Source organism: Rhodococcus ruber (assembly GCF_027270735.1).
Lineage (GTDB): Bacteria > Actinomycetota > Actinomycetes > Mycobacteriales > Mycobacteriaceae > Rhodococcoides > Rhodococcoides rubrum_A.
Genome location: NZ_JAPWIJ010000002.1, coordinates 557,551 through 574,653 on the forward strand (window position 1 = coordinate 557,551; position 17,103 = coordinate 574,653).

Below are 17,103 nucleotides of genomic sequence, written 5' to 3' on the forward strand. Positions count from 1 at the left end.
ACCCACTCCGACGGCTGCTGCGAGGTGAGCCTCGGCATTCGAGTGCGCTACTGACCGGTGACATCCAAGGCAGCGCCGACGATCGAATCGGTGTCGATGTGATGATGCTTGTACACCTCGTCCAGAGATCCCACCTGACCGAAGTTGCTGACGCCCAACGACGTCGACGCCACGCGGTTCACAGTGGCCAGGAACGTCAGGGTGTGCGGATGGCCGTCGAGCACGGTCACCATCGGCGTCGCCCGATCGGCCGGCAGCAGCTGATCGAGAATCCACGATTCCGCGTCACCATGCCCCTGCCGCGCCTGGACGGCCCGATAGAGCTGGCCCGGGCTCGTGATGCACAGTACGTCCGCCAGAATTCCTATCTGGTCCAAACGTGCTGCAGCATCGAGGGCTTCGGGCATGAGAGCACCCATCGCCGCGATCGTGACGGTGGCACCGTCGCGTCGAACGAGAGGGTAGCCACCGGCCACCACCTGCTTGCGCCTGCGTTCGCGGGCCGCCGGATCGCTGGGCACATCGGCCAACGTCTGATCGACCGGTCGGGTCGACAGGCGCAGGTACGCCGAGGTGCCGTCGGGGCGGCCCAGCTTGCCGATACTGGCGAGCAATGTCCATTCGACGTCGATAGCGAAGGCGGGTTCGTACGAGATGCACCCCGGCTGCTCCAGACCGATCGATGGAGTCTTGATCGATTGGTGTGCACCACCTTCCGCGGCCAGCGTCACCCCGGATGGTGTGCCGACGAGGATGGATTGCCCGCCGGCATAGATGCCGTACGACCACGGCTCGAGGGCGCGTTCGACGAACGGGTCGTACATCACCCCGATCGGGAACAACGGCTCACCCCACCGGCTCCACGTCGCGCCCAGTTCGCCCATCAGACCGACCAGATTGGTCTCTGCGATACCGAGTTCCATGTGTTGACCGGTGGGTCCCTCGCGCCAATGCATGATCGTCTCGGCGTCGTCGCCGAACCAATCGTGGCGTTCGGCCGAGGACCAGACACCGACCTTGTTCACCCAACCACCGAGGTTGGTAGTCGAGCTGACATCGGGGCTGACCGTGACGACGCGACGTGCCGCATCAGGGGCATCGCGGGTCAGATCGATCAGGGTACGGCCGAGCGCGGCCTGCGTCGTTGCCGTGCCCTTCGGAGTACGGCCGATGTCGGTGGGAACTGCGGGCGGGCGACTGATGGAGACCGGCTCGCGGCGCAGACGTTCCGCCACCTCGGTGCACAAACGCCCGGCCGCACCGGCGTCGTCGAAGCGACCCCAGGGCGAGCCGGCGTTCGTGCCGAGACTGTCTGCGAGAGACGCATATTCCTCGACCGTCAACAGCGAGGAATGGTTCTGGGGATGCCCCTGAGTGGGGAGTCCGAAGCCTTTGACCGTGTAGGCGATGATGACCGTGGGACGGGTGTCGTCGATCTGCGAGTAGGCCTCGCGCAGTGCGTCGAGATCGTGGCCACCGAGGTTGCGAATCGACTCGGTGAGCATCACGTCGTCCAGGTCGCCGATGAGCTCGGCGATCGCCGCGGAATCGGAACCGTTGCCGGGCAGTCGATCACGCAACTCGGACGCCGAGCAACGCAACAACCGCTGATACTCGGGATTGGGCATATCGAGGATGCGTCGACGCAGAGCGTCCCCTCCGGTGCGGGCGAAGAGGTTCTCGAGCAACCGCCCGAATCTGACGGTGATGACCTGCCACCCTGCGGCGTCGAACATCTTCTCGAGGCGACGCGCGGCGATGTTCGGCACCACTCGGTCGAGCGACTGACGGTTGAGGTCGACGATCCAGACGATCTCGCCCAGCTCACCGATGCCGGGATCGATGACGGCCTCCCAGACGGCCCCCTCGTCGAGCTCGGCGTCTCCGACGAGGGAGTACTGCCGTCCCTGAAACGGACGCGTCGCGCTGGACGCGTCGCCGAAGGCCGAGTCGACGAAACGACGCGACATTGCACCCCAAATAGGGGCCGTCGCACCGATACCCACCGACCCGGTCGAGTAGTCGACGGTATCGGGATCCTTGGCGCGCGACGGGTAGGACTGCAGACCGCCGTACGAACGCAGCGTCGTCAGATACTTCTCGTCCAACTCACCGAGAAGGTAGTTGATGGCGTGCAGCACCGGCGAGGCGTGCGGCTTGACCGACACTCGATCGCCTGCGCGGAGCTGCTCGAACCACAGCGAGGTCATGATGGTGACCATCGACGCGCACGAAGCCTGGTGCCCACCGACTTTGAGCCCCGTCGGATTGGGTCGGATTCGGTTGGCGTGGTGGATCATCGATGTCGACAACCACAGCACGCGCTCGGAAATGTCGTGCAGCGTCTCGCGCCCACCGGTGCCCGAATCTCCGTCGGTCGAGTTGCCGGTGGACGGACTGAGGCTGGTCATGGCGGACACTCCTGAAATAGGCGACGAAAGATTGCATCGAACGGGAGAGACGGGACCGGATGGGGTCCCGTCCTTCCCTGAGGCAAGCGTTCGGATTACGAAGCGCCGAATCAGTCGCGTCGGTGATGCAACCGGCGTCAGTCGACCAGAGGCTCACGGCCTGCGCAATAGGAGTCGATCGCTTTGAGCATTCTGCGCAGTTTCGCAGTGCAGCGGCCTCGGTTTCTGGTCGTCCTGATCACCGCGGTGGGGTGCTTCGTCGAGTCGCAGAATCAGTGACCGCCTCGAACGCGTCGACGATCAATGCAACCAACTCGTCGAGGTCGATGTCCGAGTTGTCGAAGAAGGTGTCGGCTGTTCGGTCGAGAAATCCGGTCCACCCGGAAATCGCAGCGACGACCAGCGGCGGCAACGGATCCTGGAGTTCGGCCAGGGCTGCAACCTGCCGCTCCCCCTCGGCGCGAGCCTGTCGGAGTGCACTCTCGACACCGGCCTCCCCGAATTCCTCCTCGCGCACCACCCGCAGGTAGAGCGCACGGTGATCCCTCAGAAATTCGATGTGTCGTCGGACGAAACCCTCCAGCCGCGTCCGGACCGTCTGCTCCTCGGGCTGCGGGCCCTGGGCATCGGACAACCTGCCCAGAACATCGGCCAGAGCTGCGTCCACCAGGCCCTGTTTGTCGGTGAAGTAGTAGAAGAGCAACCCGTGTGCCACACCGGCTCTGCGCGAGATCGCCGCCGCACTGATATCTGCACTGGCACCTTCGGAAATCAACTCGATCGCGGCGTCGATCAGCGCCTGGCGGCGATCACGACGTGGGCGAGCGCGCCGTGACTGCTCGGCATCGTCGACTTCGTTCGAAGGCACGGCCCGAGACTAATGCAGATCGAGCAACCCTCTCGCGTCACCCTCTTGCGTTATATGCAGTCAATATGCAATATTCGCAAACAAGCCGGGTTTCACCGTGCTCACTCACCAAGGAGGTCCGATGATCACAGTCACCAGCGCTGCCGGCGGAGTCGGTCGACTGCTCGTTCGGCAACTCGCCGATCGGAGTGTGCCCATTCGCGCGGTCGTGAAGAACGAGAGCCAGGCCACGACCACTCGCCGCGACGGAGCAACCGAGGTCGTGGTGGGCGATCTACGTTCGCCCACGACGCTCGATACCGCCCTGGCCGGGGCCGACGTGCTCTATCACGCGGCACCGACCCAGGTCATAGACGAAAGACCGATCATCGAGCATCTGATTGCATCGGCACCCGCAAAGGGACTGCAGCACATCGTCTTCCATTCCGTCATCCATCCGAACCTGCATGAGCTGACGCACCATCATCAGAAGGACATCGCCGAGGGGCTGTTACGCGACAGCGGAATCCCCACCACCGTGCTCAGGCCGTCGCATTACATGCAGAACTACCTCGAAGTGTGGGAATTTCTGCAGGCGGGAGTCATGCCGTACCCGGTCTCGCCGGACAGCGTCATGGGTGTAGTCGATCTCGCCGACGTCGCCGAGGCCGCAGCGAACGTGCTGATCGACCCTTCACCGCACACCGGTCACACCTACGACCTGTCGACGGTCGAACTCACCCGCCACGAGATGGCACAGATCTGGTCACGCGTGTTGGGCCATCCGGTGACCGCCATTCGGATCCCACCGTCGTCCCTGACGAACTCACTGAACGTGCTGCCCGCGCTCGCCTCGGTAGTCGTACATGCAGTGCGATCGACGAAACTGAACTCGATCGGGCACCTCGTTCGCGGTGCACGGGCCGCATCGAACCCTCGCGACATGAAGAACTGGCCGGCCGATGCACGTCAGGCGTATCGCACGATGATGACCCACTACGACGGGCACGGCCTACCGGCAGGAGACCTGACCACCCTGCCTGGTTTACTCGGACACGCACCCACCTCGTACGAGGAGTTCGCGCGCCGCTCCGCCGCCGAGTGCGGGCGCTGGCACCGATGAGTCGCAACACTTTCCGGTACCGGCCTGGGCGCTCACTGATCACCGGTGCCAGTTCCGGAATCGGTGCCGAATTCGCCCGTGTGCTGGCCGCTCGCGGATCCGATCTGGTGCTCGTCGCACGACGGGAGGACCGCCTGACGGACCTGGCCGACGAGGTCGCATCGACCCACGGCGTGCGCTGCAGAACAGTGCCCTGGGACCTGTCCCAGGAAGCGAGCGGCCGGAAGCTCCGTGAGATGGTCCCCGAACCCATCGACCTCGTCGTCAACAACGCAGGATTTGCCGTCCAAGGACCGTTCGCCGACGGCGACGCCGACGACTTCGAGCGTCTCGTCGCCGTCGACATCAGAGCCGTGGTGGACATCTGTTCGGCGTTCCTCCCCGACATGATCGCCCGCAGAGCCGGCACCATCGTCAATGTCGCGAGCACGACGGCGTTCCAGCCTGTTCCGACCCTCGCGGTGTACGCGGCCGCCAAGGCATTCGTGCTGAGCTTCAGCCAGTCGCTGTGGTACGAATCAGCCCCACACGGAGTCAGAGTGTTCGCACTCAACCCGGGCCCCACCCATACCGAATTCTTCGACGTCATCGGCGACGCGGCCACAGCCGCGGGTACCTACCAGACACCGGCCGATGTCGTCGTGACTGCCATGACGGCACTCGACGCCAAACGGTCGCGGCCACAAGTTATTTCGGGACGCCGCAATTCACTTCAAGCGGCGGTGGCGGGTATCGTCCCCGCTCGAGTTCTACTACCGGCCATCGCACGAATGCTGCACTAGACTGTCACGATCATGGCCAGGGTCTCTCGATTCACACTCGCCGATCGCCGCGAAGCGGTGGCGCGGGCGTTCGGCGGCTCGGAAAGCCCAACGGCCGTCGCGGAATCACTGGGTATCCACACCACCACTCTGTATCGCTGGGCGGGTTCGTCGACCACAGACGAACCAGGACCCGCACCGGCGCGACTCGTCGAGGCCACGCAAGAGTTGCTCAGACACGCCGACTACGCGGACATCACGATTGAAAGTGTCGCTGCCCGATGCGGTCTCGCACCACGAACAGCGTTCCACCATTTCCCGACCAAGCGTGAACTCTTCCAGGCCGCGGTGGACGACGCCGCCACCGTGTTGATCGAACACATCCACGAGCGATCGACGGACGCCACCTGGCCGGAAACCCCACTGCAGCAACTGCAGACATTTCTCCGAATCGCCGCGGAGAGCATCTACGACACACCGCGCACGCACGTGCTGTTCCGCAATCTCGGAGTCCCGAAATCAGAAGGTACGGCCGAGCACTGGCACGACAGCTTCGTTGCCGCCATCACCGAATTGCTTCGCTCCGCTGCCGAAGCAGGACAGATCGACGACGCCACCGACCTGTCCGCCGCAGCTCGGCTACTCACCGGCGCCATGCGCGGCATCCACACCGCAGTGTTCGACGGAGCCGACACCCAGACCGCGCTGATGCTCGTCGGGCATGTTCACCTCCTGATCCCACCCGCCTGACCTGAACAGGCCACCCGACGTCGGTCACCATTCGGCGTCCACAATTTACTGACTATCAGTCAAATTATTGACTGACAGTCAAACAGTCCCTAATCTGGACCACAATCCGCGATCACGACGAAAGGTCGATTCATGAGCGCAACGGAAGATGCACCAACGGTCACGACGCCACGGATCGCGCCCGACTACATCGCGCACTGGGTCGTGAAGTCCGCTCGCACCGACGAGATGGTGCGCTGGTACGGCACGGTGTTCGGTGCCGAGATCGCCTACCAGGACGACGAGATCACGTTCTTGACCTGGGACGACGAGTCGCACCGACTCGCGATCATCGCCGTGCCCAAGCCGGTGAAGTTCCTGTTCCCCTTCGCCAAGCTGCGGCGCAAGGCCTACGGCATCGACCACATCGCGTTGACCTTCGTCTCGCTCGAACGACTGCTGGAGAACTACGTCCGACTCAAGCGCCTGGGCATCCTTCCGGTGTGGTCCATCAACCACGGACCCACGATCTCGCTCTACTACGAGGACCCCGACGGTGTTCGGCTCGAGTTCCAGGTGGAGAACTTCGACGCGGAGAACACCGCGGCCTTCTTCTTCACCGAGGAATTCGCGCGCAATCCCATCGGCGTCAACATCGACCCCGACTACCTCCTCAGCCGGCTCCGCAACGGAGCGACCCACGAGGAACTGCGCCAGCGCGAAGCAGGAACCAGGCCCGGCCGGCCGGTGGTCGCCAACAAGAAGACCATCACACCGAAGACTATGTAGGGGGGATCGAAAGGTATGTCTGTCAACATCATTCGAACTGCGGACGGCTGGTGGCGCCTCGACGGCGACCAGGCCGTTCGGATCGACACCGCAGCCAAGAGCACCGGTGAACTACTGGCCGATCGCACGGCCATCGATGCCGCGTCCGGGGACGGGAAGGACGTCTCCGAACTCGAACTCGTCTCTCCGATCACTGCCCCCTGCCGAGTGGTGGCGCAGCTGCTCAACTACCGATCACATGCCCTCGACACCGGAGCAGATCCGAATACCCTGCAGCCGACGTTTTTCCGGAAGTCCTCCGCGTCGATCAGTGGCCCGAACGATCCGATTCGGCAACCGCCGGAGGTGGCGCTGCTCGACTACGAGATCGAACTGGGTGTGGTGGTCGGTGCCGACATTCCCATCGGGACGACGGTGACCGACGACAATCTCGCGTCGTACGTGGCGGGGTTCGTCGTCGCCAACGATGTGTCGGCTCGGGAAATCCAATTGACGAAAGTTCAGGTGTACGAAAGCAAGTCGTATCCCACCTTCACCCCACTCGGTCCTCGGTTGGTTCTTCTCGACAACGACGAACTGCGTCGACTGCCGGAGCTGCGAATGACGTTGGCGGTCAACGGCGAGATCCGTCAGGACCAGACCATCGGCGATGACCTCATCACCCCTCCCGCCGAGGCCTTCACCAGGCTTGCCCGTTTTCAGAACATGACCGCGGGCGATGTCCTGCTGACCGGAACGCCGATCGGCACCGCAATCTCGGCCCCACCCAAAGCAATCCAGAAGATCGGCGAGCTCGTTCCGCCGGCACTGAAATGGAAGTTCTTCTTCGCACGACAGGCCAAGAACCCGAAGTACCTCTCGGTCGACGACATCGTCACTGCCACCATCCGCACCCCGGACGGATCGATAGATCTGGGGACCCAGGAAACCGTCGTCCGATGAGCACTTCGATCGTCATCATCGGTGCCGGACCGGCCGGTACCACCGCAGCGCTTCTGCTGGCACGCAGAGGTATTCGCACGGTGCTACTCGAACGTCGAACGAGCCCGCTGTTCCATCCGGCCGCGCACGTCATCAATGCCCGGACGCTGGAAATCTGGAACGAGTACAGCCCCGAATTGGCCGAGTCGATAGCAGCGATGTCGCCTCCGCACGAACAGGTCAACTTGATCAGTTGGTACGGCGACCTGGCCGATGAGGCAATCGGCTCGATCGATCTGCTGTCCGACCCCGAACGCAAAGCCGTAGTGGAAAGCCAAAGCCCCTACATGGTCTCGCACATCGGCCAACACATTCTGATGCCCGCGCTGTGGGACGCTGTCGACGCCGAACCGCTGATCGAATTTCGCCGCGGTGTCTCCGTCGAATCGGTCGAATCGAACTCCGGTGACGCGCGCGTCGCCTTCCGCACCGTGACGGGTGACGCCGCCGAAGTACGTGCGCCGTACGTCCTCGCCTGCGACGGTGCCAACAGCGCGACCCGCGACGCGGCCGGGGTATCGCTGACCGGGCCGGTACTCGCCAACATGGGCAGTGCGTTCTTCACCTCGACGACACTGTTTCCCGACGACGCGCGTCCGCTGCTGAGTTGGATCTACACCCCGGACCTGTGCGGAGTACTCATCTCGCACGCCGATCACCGCTACATCCTGATGACGGCGTATCTGCACCCAGCGCAGGAGATCGCCAGGAACGGCCGACGCTTCTGGGAGAAGACACTGCCGAAGGTGTTGGGAACGAATGATTTCGAGCTCGAATCGACAGGTACGTGGGTGATGACCTCGCAGACTGCCGACGCCTTCCGCCGCGATCGTCTGTTGTTGCTGGGCGATGCCGCCCACCGCTTTCCGCACACCGGCGGCTTCGGACTCAATTCCGGAGTGCAGGATGCTCACAACCTGGCGTGGAAGCTCGACGCCGTGCTCTCGGGAACATCTGCTCCGACGCTTCTCGACACCTACGACACCGAGCGCCGCCCCGTGGTGGAGAAGTTCGCCCAGCAGAGCGTCGCCAACCACTTCCGCATGGACGACATCGGGAAGCGGGTGGGAATCACCAACGCCATGCTGGCAAAAGCAACTCAGTCCATGGGACGGGCACCGCTGAACAAGGTTCCGGGCCGACTGATCGCGCCTGTCGCGGCCGCGGCGACACGCAAGCAGATGAGCCGGTCGCGAAGCCTGCGCCCGGATGCCCCTGGGTCCGCGACACTCCGCGCCGAGATCGCGGCGGCAATTCCCCTGCAGCTGGAGCATTTCGTCTCCACCGGTCTGCAATTCGGCTATCTCTACGACAGCCCACTGGTTGCCCAGGACGCGTCGCCGAAGCCCACAGAGGACGTGGTCGATTACGTGCCCACCACCTACCCCGGTGCGCGGATGCCGCACGCCCTTCTCGGCATCGACGATCGACTCGTGTCTCCGCACGACCTGTTGGACCCGAACATGCTGTCGCTCTTCACCTTCGCAGGCTCAGACTGGGCACCGGTTGTGAAGGGACTCGGTGACATACGCCCCGGTATCACGCTCGTCGGTGTAGACGCACCTGTCGGAGCCGATCGCGACGAATTGATATCGCTGTACGAGGTGGGCGAAACCGGAGCGATTCTCGTCCGCCCCGACGGTCACGTTGCGTGGCGCACCTCAGATTCGGCTACGGAAGCGCAGACCTCGCTGACGGATTTTCTCGGCGAACGATGGGGGAAGTACTACGCCGAGACCATCTGACGGCCGCTCGACCTGGGTGTCGAGCGCGACTTCGACGAACGAGTCCGGAGCAAACACGGTTGCTGGATCGGACAACACGATTACGGTGTGCGCATGACGTGGCGGTATGCGATGAGACTGTTGCTCGTTGTTGGCGTCATCGTCGCCGGTGCCGTTGCCTGGAATGTGACGACGCCCGATCGTCCGGTTGCCGGCATCGTTCCCGCCGAGTCGTTGCAGTGCTCGGCTCCATTCCCGGATCGAAGCTTCTCTCGCGATCCCGACGCCACGGTTCCGTCGGACTTCGAGCCTGTCGCTGCGATCACCTGCGACTCGTTCTTCGGCGAAGAAGTCGCGTCCGACCGGACCGTCGGCTATTCCGAACATCGCTGGGAGGGTGACTTCTCCGAGGCCGTCGAACTGCTCAACCGGCGATCCGAGCATCCGACGTGGTTTCCCGACAGTTGCGCGAACGACTACAGCCTGGCTGTCCTGGAGGAATTCTGGTTGCTCGACAATCGAGGGCGAGCGGTTCGCCCCGGCTTCCCGACCAATTCCTGCGGCCGACCGAAACCCGGCGGACTCGGCGCAATCACCCAACTCACCGAGGTAGAACGCATCGACCATCGCACGATGCTGACCGACGACCAGATCGGAACGTTCTATCAATGCCCGTCCATCTACACACCACCGCAGATCGGCTCGGCGCGGCCCGCCGCACCGACCCTCATCAGCAGCAGTCGGTTCTGCCGCTTCGATTCGCAGCGCTTTTCGGGTGCGAAACTGATCTCGACGTCGACGGACTTGGACGCACTGCCCCTCGCCAGAACCTGCGACAAGGCCGCGACCACCGTGGCCACTGCGCGGTACTTCGACGCCGTCTCCACCGATCGAATACTGACCGTCGAACTCGACGGGTGCAGGCGCGTCATTCTCGACGGTTATGCCCCGCTCCAGGCCTCGGCTGAACTGTCGGCCGCGTTCGAGTGAACGCGGTCATCGGTTCGATGCAATCCGGCGTGCTTCTGGTAGACACGCGGTGTGCACACCTACGCCCGCTCGATGTCCGCCGCCGCCTGCTGCCTCGCGGTGGCCCTGACGGCAGGGTGTGGTTCCTCGCCCGAGTCCGAGTCCGAGTCCGCGCCGACTCCGGCCGAAGCGACCCCGGCACCGCAGTACGAGTTGACGGGCGTGCCGGGCACCGTTCTCGCGTCCGAGGACTTCGGTGACCGATCCACGGAGCTCTCCGATACCGGTACCACGCTGTATCGCCTCGTCTACGAGTCGACCTCCGGCGTCGACGGCTCTCCCACTGCGGTCTCCGGAGTTGCCGCCGTTCCGGCAGGCAGCCCACCCGAAGGTGGATGGCCCATCGTCGTCTACGGGCACGGCACCACCGGGGTACAGGCCGGGTGTGGGCCGAGCCTGTCCAGCTACCTCCTCGGCTACCACTACGTGGTGAAGGACTTCGCCGAACTGGGTTATGTCACTGTGCTTCCCGACTATCAGGGCCTCGGCACCGGCGGTGGCACCCATCCGTATCTGGAACCACGGACCGCGGGCTACAACATGATCGACGCGGCCCGCGCAACCCATGCCGCGCTGCCCGATACGTCCACCAGGTGGGCAGCTGCCGGACTGTCGCAGGGCGGCCAAGCAGCGTGGGCTGCAAACGAACTCGATTCCGCCTACGGCCAGGGGATGGAACTCGTCGGATCGGCATCGCTCTCGCCCCCGACCGACCTGACGCCCCTGGTACGCGCCGCCACCGACGGAACATTGACCACACCTCAGAAGGAACTGCTGCCGTACCTGCTCTACGGTGCGCAGCAGGTAGACCCCTCGATCGATCCGAACGCGTACAGCGGAAGCGTCGCCCAGGACAACAACGAACTCCTACTGTCGTGCGACAGTGGCGACACCGAGGCCCGGAAACAGGTCGTCGAGGAGATGGCACCCGACGAGTTCGCCGCCGACTCGACCGAATCCGAGCAGAAGCTCATCGACGTGATCGGTCGCTTCACGCTGCCGCAGGTGCGGACCGAGGTGCCGATGTACGTGGCATACGGCGGGCAGGACGACGTGATACTGCCGCAATGGACTGCTGATGGAGTCGAAAAGGCCTGCGCCTTGGGTGATTCTGTCGTTGTGGACGAACAGGCCGATTCCGGACACGACGTCAGCGATGAAGCCGCGATCCAGTTCATCGCCGATCGGTTCGCCGGTCAACCGGTGACGAGCACGTGCTGACAACCGAAGGAACGGTTCTGTGACCGAAAGAATCACGACATACACCCACGAAGGACTGGTGTTCGACGTTCTGGACCAGGGACCCCTCGATGGCCCCGTCGTGCTGCTGCTGCACGGCTTTCCCGAACGGGCGTCGTCGTGGTCCTCGGTGATGGGGATCCTGAACGACGCCGGATTCCGCACTGTTGCACCGGATCAGCGTGGATACTCACCGCGCGCCCGTCCGACGCGGCGTCGCGACTACCGCGTCGGAGCACTGGTGGGCGACGTGGTGGCTCTCATCGACAGAATCGGGACTCCGGTACATCTGGTGGGGCACGACTGGGGAGCGAACATCGCGTGGGTCACCGCAGGCCGACGACCCGACCTGGTGTCGTCGCTGACGGCGTTCTCGGTTCCCCACCCAGGTGCGTTCATGACCGGCTTCTTCAACTCGAAGCAGATACTGCACTCCTGGTACTTCGCGTTCTTCCAATTGCCGATACTGCCCGAGAAGTGGATGACACGGCCCGGCGAGAGAGCCGAAAAGTGGTACAGGGCAAGCGGTATGACCGAAGAGGACCTCGAGCGCACGAAGACCGACATCGTCGACTACGGCGCGCTGCCCTTCGCTGTCACCTGGTACCGCGGACTGCCGTTCTCGAGCCCGAGCATCGGTCGTCTGCGCATCACCGTGCCGACCTCGATGGTGTGGAGTGACGGCGACACCTTCATCGGCCGTGCTGCCATCGACACCACCCAGAGGTATGTCGATGCGGCCTACACGCTGACAGTGCTGCCCGGAATCTCGCATTGGATTCCGACGCAAGCATCGAGAGCTGCAGCCGCCGCAATCCTCACCAACGCCGAACTCGCAGTTATGCAGGACTTCGAGCCCGATTCGTCTGCATAACTGCGAGTTCGATGCGAACCACTCAGGCTGCGTCGTTGAGTCTGACGAGATCGCGGCCCTTGGTCTCCGGCGCCAGGTAGGACGAGACCAGGGTGATCGCGGAGTAGATCACGAGCATCGCCGCGATGGGCCACCAGCTACCGGTCCATGCGGTGAGGCTGGCCGCGAGCAACGGTCCGATCGCGGTGGCGAGGATGCCGCCGATCTCCTTGGCCAGTGCCAGTTGCGTGAAGCGGGTACGCGCACCGAACAGTTCCGCCATCGTCACGCTCTCGAGCGAGAACAGGCCGAGCACACCGAGATTGAGAGCCAGCACCATCGCGACGACGAGGGCGACGGTGTTGCCGCTGGTGACCATCAGCATCAGCGGGAACGCCAGAATCATCGTCAGCGCACTGAGCACCATGTAGATCGGGCGACGACCGAACCGGTCGCCCAGGATACCGACGATCGGAATGGTGGCGAAGCCGATGAGCGAGCCGTAGACGATCGCACTGGTGGCAATGGAACGATCGATCAGCAGAGTCGACGCGATGTAGCCCACCAGGAATGTCTGGATCAGCCCCGAGTTGCCGGCCTGACCGAAGCGCAGACCCAGCGCGATGAAGAACGCGCGCCCCTTCTTCTGCTTGAGGCCGGACTCGAGAACGCTGACCTTCAAGTCCTCGTCGGTCTTCTCGATCTCGTCGCGCGAGAGGGCCACACCGTCGACCACGTCGGCGCGCTCCTCGAAGACTGGGCTCTCGCGCAGGTTGGAGCGCAACCACACCGCGAAGATCATCAGGAAGAAGCTCGCAAGGAACGGTACGCGCCAGCCCCAACTGAGCAACTGATCCTCGGACAGTACAGCGAGCAGCAAGGCCCAGATGGCCGACGCAGCAAGGGTTCCGGAGTTGGTGCCCAGTGAGACGAGCGACGCGATGAGGCCACGACGCTTGTCCGGTGCGTACTCGACCAACATGACCGTGGCACCGGCGATTTCGGCTCCGGCACCGAATCCCTGAATGAGGCGAAGGGCGACGAGCAGGATCGGGGCCATGATGCCGATCGCGTCGTACGTCGGGAGCGCACCGATGAGGGTGGTGGAGGCACCCATCATCGCGATGGTGATGAACAGGACCTTCTTTCGTCCGATCCGATCGCCCATCCGGCCGAAGTAGATGGCACCGACCAGGCGCGCGACATAGCCGACGCCGTACGTGGCCATGGCGGCGATCAACCCGATCGCCGGGCTGACGTCGGGGAAGAAGATGCGATTGAAGACGATCGCGGCGGCGAGCGAATACAGCTGGAAGTCCATGAACTCCATTGCCGTACCCAGCCAACCGGACATGGCCGCCTTGGTGAGGTCTTTCGTGCTGCGAGTCGGGACTGCGGTGTTACCGCGATCGTCCGTCGATTCGTTGGTGTCCTGTGACATCCGAAGCTCCATTGCTGGTGATGATCGATGAGTTCATGATGCGAGTTCGCCGCGGGCCTACGTGAGACCGGTGCCTCATCGAGGAAGGTTGGTGGCGCTCGCCACAGTGATATACAAGCACTGTTATACCAATCCGTCAATGACCCTTCGCGAACCGAACTAGGCGCTGGACAGCGCCTTCGCAGAGCGGGCCAAATCCTCGATCGCGGACCAGTCCCCCGCCTGCACGAGCGAGCGCGGCGTGAGCCAACTGCCGCCGACGCACACGACGTTCGGCAGTGCCAGGTACTCGGCGGCGTTCTGCGGAGTGATCCCGCCGGTCGGACAGAACGTCAAGTGCGGCAACGGACCCGCCAGCGCACCCAGTGCCGACGCACCTCCCGACGACTCGGCCGGGAAGAACTTCATCTCGGTCGATCCGCCCTCCGCAACCGTCATCGCTTCGGTCGCAGTCGACACGCCCGCCAGAAGCGGAACCGGTAGCGCACGGGCCGCGTCGAGCAGACCCCTCGGGGATCCGGGCGAGACCAGGAATCGCGAGCCGGCATCGACCGATCTCAGTGCGTCCTCGCGGGTCAGCACCGTTCCTGCGCCGATGACTACTTCCGGCACGTTCGCTGCGATTGCCGCTATGGCACCGAGCGCGGCCTCCGAACGCAGCGTCATCTCGATGATGCCGATACCGCCGGCATACAGAGCCCGAGCCAGCGGAACTGCATCCTCGACCCGATCGATGACGACAACCGGTATCACCGGGCTCACGCGCAATACATCACGGGCAGTCAGGTTTTCGAGCAATGCTTCGTGTTCGGAGGTCATATCAGCACTCGTTTCCACTCGCTCAGCGAGTCGGTCCGTAGGAAGTCGGTCCACGCAACGACCTGCGCGCCGAACGCTGAAGTGGGCCCGAGATCGGGCCCGAAGATGGAATCGATATCGAGCAGGTCCGACGCCGATCCGGCACGGGCCAGCTGCGTCGACAGCGGATCGTCCAGCACACGTCCGGCTTCCGCTTCCTCGAGCACGAAAGCGCACCAGGCCCCGACGGCGAGAGCGAGGATATCCGTCGAACCACCGGCGGACGTTGCGTCACGCACGGTTCCGAGTAGGCGTGGACCGAGCTTCTGTGATCCGTCCATCGCCACCTGCCGGGTGGTGTGTTTCAGGGCGGGATTGGCGAACCTCGAGCGAACCTCGTCGCCGTACCCGACAGCGTCCATTCCGCCCGCCATCGTCGGTGCCACGTCTCGGAGAACCATGGTTCGGCAGATCTCGTCTAGCACCGAATCCCCGACCGCCTCGGCGATAGTGCTGTGCCCACGCAGAATTCCCAGATACGCCAGCACCGAATGGGTGGCATTGAGCACGCGCAGCTTCATCGTCTCCCAGGGCTCGACGTCCTCGACGAACTGCACACCCACCCGTTCCCACGCTGGACGCGGACCTGCGAAATCGTCCTCGATCACCCACTGCCGAAACGGCTCGCACACCACCAGAGCGTCGTCGCGCAGGCCGGTCCTTCGCTCGTTGTCCGCCCTGTCGTCGTCAGTGGTAGCGGGCACGATTCGATCGACCATGCTGCTGGGGAACGTGACTCGACGCGTGATCCATTCGGCCAGGCCGTCGTCGCAGCCACCGGCGGCGACGAATGCGTGGACCAGCTCGGACAGAATTCGCCCGTTCGACGGCAAGTTGTCGCAGCACAGCACCGTGAGAGGCGAATCGCCTGGCATGCGCCGAGCCAACCCGGCCACCAACTGCCCGGCCACCGTACGCGGCGGCCTGCCGCTCAGGTCCGCCACGATCTCCGGATCGTCCAGACGCAGTCGGCCTGACGCAGGGTCGAGCCGATATCCCTTCTCGGTGACCGTCAGAGTGACAATGTGCGTTGCCGGATCTGCGATGGCCGCGACAACCGCGTCGGGGTCTGCGGCTGCGTTACGTACGTCGAGCATCGAGCCGACGACGGTGGCCGTGGTCTGCTCGGTTCCCTTCTGCACCAGGGTGAACAACCCGTCCTGCGGGGCGAGCTGCTCCACCACGGTATTGCTTCGCTGAGTGAAACCCGTGATGCCCCAGTTCGTTTCCCCGGTCAACAGTGCCGCCTCGTAGGTGAACGCTGCCTGATGCGCCCGGTGGAACGCGCCGACGCCGAGATGCACGATTCCACTGGAGGTGGGGCGGGCGACCGTGGCCGTCGCATCGGACAACCGTGTGGACGCCGTCATGTCGTTACTCGCTCGCTGAGGTATCGCTCACTGTGGCGGCGGATCTCGTCGAGGGGTGCGATGAGACCGGTGCCGCCGCGTCCGCCGACGCTCAGCGATGCCGCTGCTGCAGCCATGGCCGCGGCCTCGCGAAGATCGTCGCCGAGAGCGAGACGCGCAGTCAGGGTGCCGGCGAACACGTCACCGGCACCGGTCTGGTCGATCACCTGGAGGGCGGGAATCACCGGCTGATGAGACCGTCCCTCCTCGGTGAAGATGCTGGACCCTTCTGAACCCTGGGTGACCACCACAGAGCGCGCACCCCAACCCATCAGGGACGCCGCGGCACTCGCCGGATCGTCTGTGCCGAGAAGCAATTCGATCTCGCTCGGTGCCGACGGCACCATCACCTCGCAGTAGGGGGCAATGTTCTGTAGGAAGCCGCGCGCCTGCTCGGCCGTCGTCAACCTGGGACGGAAGTTGGGGTCGTAGACGAATCTGGCCGAGCGCTGCGCCACCTGCAGCATCACGCGGGCGACGGTCGGCGACAGCGCCGCAGCGATTCCGCCGCCCAAGACGGCACCCGCATGCTCGATCACGCCCTCGGGCAGGTCCGCCACGTCGAGCTGGCTGCCCACCGAACCGGCTCGGGCATAGGAGAACTGGCGATTGCCCTCCGGATCGATGTGCAGGAAGTAGACACCCTGCTGGCCGGGGACTCGCCGAATGTAGGCGTCGTCGATGCCGAGCTCACGAATTCGCCGACAGACAGCGTCGCCGAGCTCGTCGTCGGATACCCGCGCGACGAGGGCTACCGAAGCACCCGCAGCAGCAGCCGCGGCACCTGCGTTGACGACATCTCCCGATACTCCGAGGACACCGTCTGCTCCGTGCCGAAAGGCCTCGGTGGTCGAGACCTCGACGAGCGGCTCGCCGAGCAGGACTACATCGAACTGCGTTGTGGTCATG

At 64.1% G+C, this 17,103-nt stretch carries 15 protein-coding genes; 9 read left to right on the forward strand and 6 right to left on the reverse strand.

Going from position 1 to position 17,103, the window contains the following annotated elements; genetic code table 11:
• Positions 1 to 47: 47 nt before the first annotated feature.
• Positions 48 to 2,411 carry a transketolase-like TK C-terminal-containing protein gene (locus O4220_RS06370; RefSeq protein WP_269602838.1) on the reverse strand — a complete coding sequence of 788 codons (2,364 nt, stop codon included), beginning with the start codon at positions 2,409 to 2,411 and terminating at the stop codon, positions 48 to 50.
• Between the two features lie 238 nt (positions 2,412 to 2,649).
• Positions 2,650 to 3,279 carry a TetR/AcrR family transcriptional regulator gene (locus tag O4220_RS06375; RefSeq protein WP_269602839.1) on the reverse strand — a complete coding sequence of 210 codons (630 nt, stop codon included), beginning with the start codon at positions 3,277 to 3,279 and terminating at the stop codon, positions 2,650 to 2,652.
• 121 nt (positions 3,280 to 3,400) lie between these two features.
• Here O4220_RS06375 and O4220_RS06380 point away from each other — a divergent pair, with 121 nt between their 5' ends.
• From O4220_RS06380 to O4220_RS06420, 9 genes are all read left to right on the forward strand, one after another.
• Positions 3,401 to 4,381 (forward strand): SDR family oxidoreductase, encoded by a 981-nt coding sequence (locus tag O4220_RS06380; RefSeq protein WP_269602840.1) that lies wholly within the window; start codon positions 3,401 to 3,403, stop codon positions 4,379 to 4,381.
• On the forward strand, positions 4,378 to 5,163 hold the full coding sequence (locus tag O4220_RS06385; RefSeq protein ID WP_269602841.1) for an SDR family NAD(P)-dependent oxidoreductase: 786 nt from the start codon (positions 4,378 to 4,380) through the stop codon (positions 5,161 to 5,163). The genes O4220_RS06380 and O4220_RS06385 overlap by 4 nt, the downstream gene beginning before the upstream one ends.
• A gap of 12 nt (positions 5,164 to 5,175) precedes the next feature.
• Positions 5,176 to 5,892 (forward strand): TetR family transcriptional regulator, encoded by a 717-nt coding sequence (locus O4220_RS06390; RefSeq protein ID WP_269602842.1) that lies wholly within the window; start codon positions 5,176 to 5,178, stop codon positions 5,890 to 5,892.
• A 132-nt stretch (positions 5,893 to 6,024) separates the two neighbouring features.
• Positions 6,025 to 6,660, forward strand: a complete 636-nt coding sequence (locus tag O4220_RS06395) for a VOC family protein (RefSeq protein ID WP_269602843.1) — start codon at positions 6,025 to 6,027, stop codon at positions 6,658 to 6,660.
• Positions 6,661 to 6,675: 15 nt separating this feature from the next.
• Entirely contained in the window at positions 6,676 to 7,602 is a 927-nt protein-coding gene (locus O4220_RS06400) for a fumarylacetoacetate hydrolase family protein (RefSeq protein WP_269602844.1), read from the forward strand.
• Positions 7,599 to 9,386, forward strand: a complete 1,788-nt coding sequence (locus tag O4220_RS06405; protein WP_269602845.1) for an FAD-dependent monooxygenase — start codon at positions 7,599 to 7,601, stop codon at positions 9,384 to 9,386. The genes O4220_RS06400 and O4220_RS06405 overlap by 4 nt, the downstream gene beginning before the upstream one ends.
• A 93-nt stretch (positions 9,387 to 9,479) precedes the next feature.
• A complete protein-coding gene (locus O4220_RS06410) occupies positions 9,480 to 10,355 on the forward strand; it encodes a hypothetical protein (protein WP_269602846.1) in 876 nt (291 codons plus the stop codon).
• A 51-nt stretch (positions 10,356 to 10,406) separates the two neighbouring features.
• Positions 10,407 to 11,615 (forward strand): lipase family protein, encoded by a 1,209-nt coding sequence (locus O4220_RS06415; protein ID WP_269602847.1) that lies wholly within the window; start codon positions 10,407 to 10,409, stop codon positions 11,613 to 11,615.
• A 19-nt stretch (positions 11,616 to 11,634) separates the two neighbouring features.
• On the forward strand, positions 11,635 to 12,507 hold the full coding sequence (locus O4220_RS06420; RefSeq protein WP_269602848.1) for an alpha/beta fold hydrolase: 873 nt from the start codon (positions 11,635 to 11,637) through the stop codon (positions 12,505 to 12,507).
• A 22-nt stretch (positions 12,508 to 12,529) separates the two neighbouring features.
• Here O4220_RS06420 and O4220_RS06425 read toward each other — a convergent pair whose 3' ends face one another.
• The 4 genes from O4220_RS06425 to O4220_RS06440 all read right to left on the reverse strand — a co-directional run bounded on the left by O4220_RS06425 (position 12,530) and on the right by O4220_RS06440 (position 17,102).
• Positions 12,530 to 13,927: an MFS transporter gene (locus tag O4220_RS06425; protein WP_269602849.1), complete on the reverse strand. Its 1,398-nt coding sequence runs from the start codon at positions 13,925 to 13,927 to the stop codon at positions 12,530 to 12,532.
• Positions 13,928 to 14,086: 159 nt separating this feature from the next.
• Complete coding sequence (eda, locus tag O4220_RS06430; protein ID WP_269602850.1) at positions 14,087 to 14,746, reverse strand: bifunctional 4-hydroxy-2-oxoglutarate aldolase/2-dehydro-3-deoxy-phosphogluconate aldolase; 660 nt, start codon at positions 14,744 to 14,746, stop codon at positions 14,087 to 14,089.
• Positions 14,743 to 16,155 (reverse strand): mannitol dehydrogenase family protein, encoded by a 1,413-nt coding sequence (locus tag O4220_RS06435; protein WP_269602851.1) that lies wholly within the window; start codon positions 16,153 to 16,155, stop codon positions 14,743 to 14,745. The genes eda and O4220_RS06435 overlap by 4 nt, the downstream gene beginning before the upstream one ends.
• On the reverse strand, positions 16,152 to 17,102 hold the full coding sequence (locus O4220_RS06440) for a sugar kinase (RefSeq protein ID WP_269602852.1): 951 nt from the start codon (positions 17,100 to 17,102) through the stop codon (positions 16,152 to 16,154). Before O4220_RS06440 ends, O4220_RS06435 begins: the two co-directional genes overlap by 4 nt.
• Position 17,103 lies beyond the last annotated feature (1 nt).